General features: G+C 38.6%; 6 protein-coding genes and 1 pseudogene. 2 read left to right on the top strand and 5 right to left on the bottom strand.

The window, feature by feature from the left end; all coding sequences use genetic code 11:
• Window positions 1–572, top strand: a 572-nt coding sequence (locus BMZ31_RS19940; RefSeq protein WP_139205989.1) for a DUF3231 family protein, incomplete at its 5' end; no start/stop codon positions are given.
• Between the two features lie 49 nt (window positions 573–621).
• Here the strand turns inward: BMZ31_RS19940 and BMZ31_RS19935 are convergent.
• From BMZ31_RS19935 to BMZ31_RS19915, 5 genes and pseudogenes are all read right to left on the bottom strand, one after another.
• Window positions 622–849, bottom strand: a pseudogene (locus tag BMZ31_RS19935) (IS3 family transposase); the annotation flags it as partial.
• A gap of 264 nt (window positions 850–1,113) precedes the next feature.
• Window positions 1,114–2,877 carry a metallophosphoesterase family protein gene (locus tag BMZ31_RS19930; RefSeq protein WP_254778939.1) on the bottom strand — a complete coding sequence of 588 codons (1,764 nt, stop codon included), beginning with the start codon at window positions 2,875–2,877 and terminating at the stop codon, window positions 1,114–1,116.
• Window positions 2,878–3,479: 602 nt separating this feature from the next.
• Window positions 3,480–4,004, bottom strand: a complete 525-nt coding sequence (locus BMZ31_RS19925; RefSeq protein ID WP_254778937.1) for a nucleotidyltransferase domain-containing protein — start codon at window positions 4,002–4,004, stop codon at window positions 3,480–3,482.
• A gap of 192 nt (window positions 4,005–4,196) precedes the next feature.
• Complete coding sequence (locus tag BMZ31_RS19920; protein ID WP_090833663.1) at window positions 4,197–4,613, bottom strand: VOC family protein; 417 nt, start codon at window positions 4,611–4,613, stop codon at window positions 4,197–4,199.
• Between the two features lie 267 nt (window positions 4,614–4,880).
• On the bottom strand, window positions 4,881–5,102 hold the full coding sequence (locus BMZ31_RS19915; protein ID WP_090833662.1) for a hypothetical protein: 222 nt from the start codon (window positions 5,100–5,102) through the stop codon (window positions 4,881–4,883).
• A gap of 696 nt (window positions 5,103–5,798) precedes the next feature.
• On the opposite strand from BMZ31_RS19915, the gene BMZ31_RS19910 reads away from it, so the two are divergent.
• On the top strand, window positions 5,799–6,051 hold a 253-nt coding region (locus BMZ31_RS19910), incomplete at its 3' end, for a hydrolase (protein ID WP_139205988.1).

Raw genomic sequence — 6,051 nt, 5'->3', positions numbered from 1 at the left:
GTTTATATTACAGGCCTCCATCTATACTTCCTCCGGACCAGGCTGAATTCGTTCAGGATAAGAATTTTCTTGCTGGATGGCTTGGTGAGGTCAGGCCACTCAGCTGTATCGAGATTACGGATATTTATTTTAATTTAAAGAAAAGTATATTGGCAAAAGCCCTCACTATTGCTTATAGCCAAGTCGCTGAATCAAAAACCATTCGTAAATTTTTATTGGACGCTGTAAATACGAAGGATACTCATATTAAAACTTTCTATGATATTTTAAACCAGGAAAACCTTCCAGCACCGCCTACGCTTGATGCGGAAATTACGGATTCAACTTCATCACCTTTCTCAGATAAGTTAATGATGTTTCATACAGGTTTCTTATTTTCTACCGCAATGATTTATTACGGTACGGGCTGGGCCTCTTCACCGAGAAGAGATTTGACACCAAAATACCTGTCAGCCATTTCCGATGATGCAAAGATAGGAAAAGAGTGGATGGATTTAATGATTAAAAACGGCTGGTTAGAGCAGCCGCCATTGGCAGAAGATCGTGAAAAATTAGCTAAAAACAAAGGGTGAGGTGGCTGGTAAACTGGCACCTATGTCAAGGACACTATAAAAAAAGAGGTTAAGCAGCTTGAAGATGATTCCTATATTGAATAGTGGTCATCTTTTTTAAATTCCACTGATAGCGGTAGTTGTTATAGTAAACCATATAATGATTTATTTTTGACTTCAATTCGTTCAAGGTTCTAGCGGATTTATAATGTACCTCGTCCTTAAGATGGCCAAAGAATGATTCTTGCGGGGCATTATCCCAACAGTTGCCTCTCGTTGACATAGACTGGCCAATTCCCTGTATATTTATATACATAATAATTCTGTGCCAGTCTTAATTAACCTTCTTCAACTAAACTGCTCCGTTACTTTAAGTACACTATTTCACAAAGTCAATTACATTTTAACATAATACCCAATTTATAAATGGTTTGGTTATTAAACTCATATTGCACAGCATTTAATCTATTGTACATAAAAAGACCCTGTGTAGTAGACTTTTTTAAAGTGTCTACTGCACAGGGTACAGTTTAAAAAGAAGGCAGCCCTTTTAATCTAAAATCTATTTAACCACTTCAATCGTTTCTTCACTGTTCGCAGGCACCGTTATTTCCATTTCCAGGTACTGCACTGCTCCATCGGTATAATTTTGCTTAACAGAACCGGCAGAAACACGATAGCTGCCTGCAGCCATATAAAATGGCACGGTGACGGTGATCGGCTTGTCGAGCCTGTTCGTCACGGTTGCTTCCTGACTGGCAGCCTGTCCGTCATTCGGCACACTGTAGGTGGCATCAAATGACATGACTCCGCTCTTCGTATCCCCATTTTGATAGACTGGGATCGAATGTCCAAGATCATCGTATTTGTATGAGGTGATCTCGCCGTTCTTCATTTTAAAATTCCTGAATCCAACCCACGGCTTGCCTGTCAGCTCGATCGCCGTTGTTGTCGTGTACAGGATACCATCTTTTTCAGTGACATCATCTGTGTGAGTATGGCCGTGCAGGCTAAGGTTCACGTTAAACTGCTTCATGACATTGACCAGTTCCTGCGCATTTTCCCCATGCCATTGCTGGTCATATTTAATGCCAAGCTTTTCACCGAGCAATAATGTCGATAAAGACTGCGGGTTATGCTGCGCATCATATTGCTTCCAGTAGCTTTGGACTTCAGGATCGCTTTGCGGCCAGATATCGCGGTCGCGCCATAAAGGATTATGATGTGAGAATAATCCTTTGATCTGCCCAGGCTGTGCTGATTCAGCGTTTGCAGCCAGATCTTCTTTTACCCAGTTGAGCTGGTCATTCCTGATCTGCCCGCCCCATGTCGGCACGGACACAGTCCCATTGCCTGAGCGGTCAAACTTATGCCAGTCGAATGAATTGTAGCCAATAAAGTGTGCATATGTTCCATAATCAAATGAGAAATACTGCGGCCCAAAGTATTGTTCCCAATACTTCGCTCCGTCCGCAAGCGTGGCATCCTGAGCATAATAATCATGGTTGCCCGGGACGATGTACACAGGAACATTCAGCTTCTGCAATACACGGTATGTCTCTTCATACTCATAAATATATTCCTGAGGGTTCATCTGCCCATACATCAAATCGCCAGTCACAACGACAAAGTCTGGATTTGCAAGGTTTACTTCCTTAATCGTTTTTTGCAGATAAAGCCAGCGCTTCTTCTCATCCGGATCCCACATTCCAGCCTCTTTAGCCAGTGCTGGATCTGTACCAGAAATGTTGTCTGGGTCACCAAGATTTCGCGGCGAACCAACGTGCGTATCTGTCAGATGTAAAAAGGTGAAATCCTTTTTAAATGTATCTACTACCTTAACAGAATGCGGCTGCTCATCTGTGATTCGCTTGCCATTCCCTGTAAAAGAAACTTCCAGATCATATAATTTTTCCGGCACGCTGTCCGGGATTTGGACGGTTACATTATAAATCGATGAGCTTTTTTTCCAATAAGAGTCTCCTGCCTCCGCCTTTTGGACAGGAAGGTCATATTCCTTCGTCAATGAAGAATGATTTGTTTGCTTCAATTTTACATTCCAGGCACCAGCTTCTGCACCTTTGCTGTCCACCTTAACGGTCAGCGTTTTGCCCTTTTGTTTAATTGCTGGTGTCGCGAAAAGAGGATAAATGATTTCGTTCACTTTTGAATCAACTGCAATGTTCGGCACCGCGTCAAGATAATTCGTGCTGTTGCCAATGCCGCCATCCTGTGTTCCTGCTGCATTCAACAGGCTGCCATTCGCAGCAGAAGCTAACGGCAATATCGAAAAAAGCATGGAACCAATCATAAGTTTCTTCAACATATTTTTCACTGTTTGATAACCTCCTTTTCTGCCCTTATCGTAACATGGCATTGTAAAGGTGGTTTTAAGCTAGCATGACAATACAGCAAAGGATATTACAAAATTCGACATCTTCTATTTCTTCGCTTCCTTTAAAGCTTCCTTTTCAACTTTCAAGTTATCATGATTTTTTAAAACATCAATCAGTTCATAGAAAGCTTTGCTATTTCAATACCTCACCAGCCTTCGTATTATTTTTGTGATCCTATTATCTCATAGGGTTCATTGATATTTATCTAGAAAGACGTATGAGCAAACTTGAATCAACCTCGTAGACATCTGCTGCTGACTTTAACACTATATATCCAACTTCCACCCTCTTCTGTTCACACTACTAAATCCGAATTACCTAAATTTTTTCCTTCTCGTGAATTTAATTGCATTCTTTCACATAGCTAAATAAAAATAAAGACCTTTTTTGCATTGTTGCACAGTATGAGTCAAATACGACGAAACGATCACCCTAACAGAGTGATCGTCTTTAATGTATTGTATTTAGTAACAAGTATCTTAGTACTGCGCAGCAAAAGATCAAATCAATAATCAAGTGCTTGTTAACATCTTTAACTTATTGAAGAAATAATCCCTTGAATAATTTTCATACTTTCTATGTCTTTTGGTCGAAGTTTACGTCCTGTTCCTTGTTCATAAACCTTCTTTTCTTGAAGTAACTGGTGTGGGTTTAAAACATTTATTGATATACCTTGTAAATGATAATTTTGTATTGATAGGGCATCTTTCCCCCATACCCAGTCTGGAAAACCATTAGCAATTATGTTACCGTCAGCTGAAAGTCTAACAAATACAAAACTTACATCAATATCATTCTTAAGGAAATCCGTCTGAAACTCGCTAACTGGTATTTTCTTAAAACCAGCATTGACCATTGCTTTTTCAATCCGTTCCCGATATTGAATCAAAGTAACTAAATCAATATCGGAGTGTAAACGTGTAATTTTTCCGAGAAGAAAATCAATTGCCCAGCCACCCCGTAACCATAAATCGAATTTATGAGATAAACATATTTCATTTATTTCACGAAGTATTTTTAACTGCTTCTCTCCTGTACCAATTTCTCTATTGTCCAATTTCACCACACCTTTTTTCGCTTATCTATTATTATTTTCTACATAAAAAATGGCAGACCTTCTTCAACTAATCTGCTTCGTTAACTGAACAAGAAAATGCCTTACTCCTTATTGAAGTAAAGCACCCGGTAGTTAAGTAACTTTATTTGACTTTCTGTTTAAACACTCGTCACGAAATGGCGAATCGGGTTTTCAGCCTTGCGACATTTTGCTCATATCCATATACAACGCGTTCCACCGATGACCGTCCGGATCGGCAAAACCGCAGCCGTACATCCAGCCACCCTTTTCGCTCGGCTTGCTGAATACAGTGCCGCCCGCACGTTCGGCTTTCAAGGCGAACTCATCAACTTCATCCCTGGAGTTCGCCCCCAGAGAGAATAACACTTCAGTTCCCTGCCACGAATCTGCAACCGCATTACCAGCAAAACCGCGGAACGTGGATTCCGGGAAGAGCATCAAAACAACCTGATTGTCGCCGACGATCAAGCTGAATGAGCCGTCTTGACTCTCATACAGCTCATTCAACCGAAAACCGAGCTGCGTATAAAACGCCTTTGCCCGTTCTGGTTCTCGCACTGGCAGGTTCAACCATAATTCTCTCGACATACCTAACAACCTCCTGATATAGAGATGCATTGATCACTCACCCCTATATAAATTCAATGCTTATTATAATCTTTCCTTCTTGTTTGGAAATAAAATCCTTATTCAACTCCCTCCCCTTTTAGTTAAATAACAAAAAAGCCGCCCTGTATTGGCAGCACGTTTGTGAGCAATTTTGGCAACGATGCGATCTCTACCTATTTGCTTAGATAAGACTCATAATTTTGTTAAATATGAGTGGATACACAATTAAAAACGAGATAATCAATATCAAGTTCCTTTAAAAAAACTTTCCATCCTATATTTTCTGAAACTAACTAGGAAAATTAATGCAAAAATATTTAAAAGGAATATTAATCCTCCTATTCCCATACCTAACCCAGCTATTAAGGAAAACCAGGGAGAAATTTTACCTAAGAGGCAAATAATATTAAACGACCAACCAGCAATTACAGCAATATTGGACATTTCTTTTATAAAATCTTTTTTCACTTACTCTCCCCACCTCTCAGGTTATCCAACGCTTCCCAGGGAAAAAATCATTTCGGCTAAATCCCTTTTTCTTACATCCACCTTAACACATTAATACATAGAATATCTAGGTATAAACTTCAAATCCATTCTTCAACTAACATGAACCGTTAATGGAACAAGAAAAGCTGCCTCTATGACAGCTCTCGTACATATTTTTAATGAGATTTAATTACTTTATTTTTCATTGCTCTCAACAATATTTGTTGCGACACCAATACAATTGAACCGAGAATTAGAACAAAATCGGTCTATTACTTTGTTCTACAAAATTGATTATACCGATTATCCCAGCGATCAAAACTAAATAACAAGAGGTTGTAATAATTAATTTAGAATACTTCAAACTTATCAGCTCTTTATCTCATTTAATTAATGATATTCGTTACGGTATTTGCTTTTCCTTCTTAAATAAATCTGACCCGTTAGTTGAGGAAGATGTTAAGCCACATCATGTTCGAACTGCACACTAATTTATTCTTAAACTATTAATTTATTATTTACCAGACTACAAAAAAGTATATTTTTACCAAAACTAAAAAATGTAAATTAGATAGATTTATTTTAATTTTAGTAAGATGTTTGTCCAATCCTTTTTTCTAATTCAAAATAAACTGTCATTGTAACTTATTTTTTAAAAAAGGAGAGGTAAAGGGAATGAGACACGAAGAATGTGAAGATTGTAGAAAGAAAAGTGAAAGTAAACATCGTTGCAAAGGATGCGCATGTGATCAATTTAGAAAATTATCAACAAATACAGAAGTAGATTTATTTTTATCAGGTGGGACTATCCTTGAAGATCTCGTTTTTGTAAATTTTGATGAAAAAAATTGCTGTGCTTTCTTCAATTCTGAGAGAGAAGGAGGACAACTTATCGTTGTTGATTGTCAGTTTGTCCAAGCTATTGGAT

The sequence above is a fragment of the Bacillus sp. cl95 genome (assembly GCF_900115925.1).
GTDB lineage: Bacteria > Bacillota > Bacilli > Bacillales > Cytobacillaceae > Neobacillus_A.
This window is presented reverse-complemented; position numbering and strand designations above follow the sequence as displayed.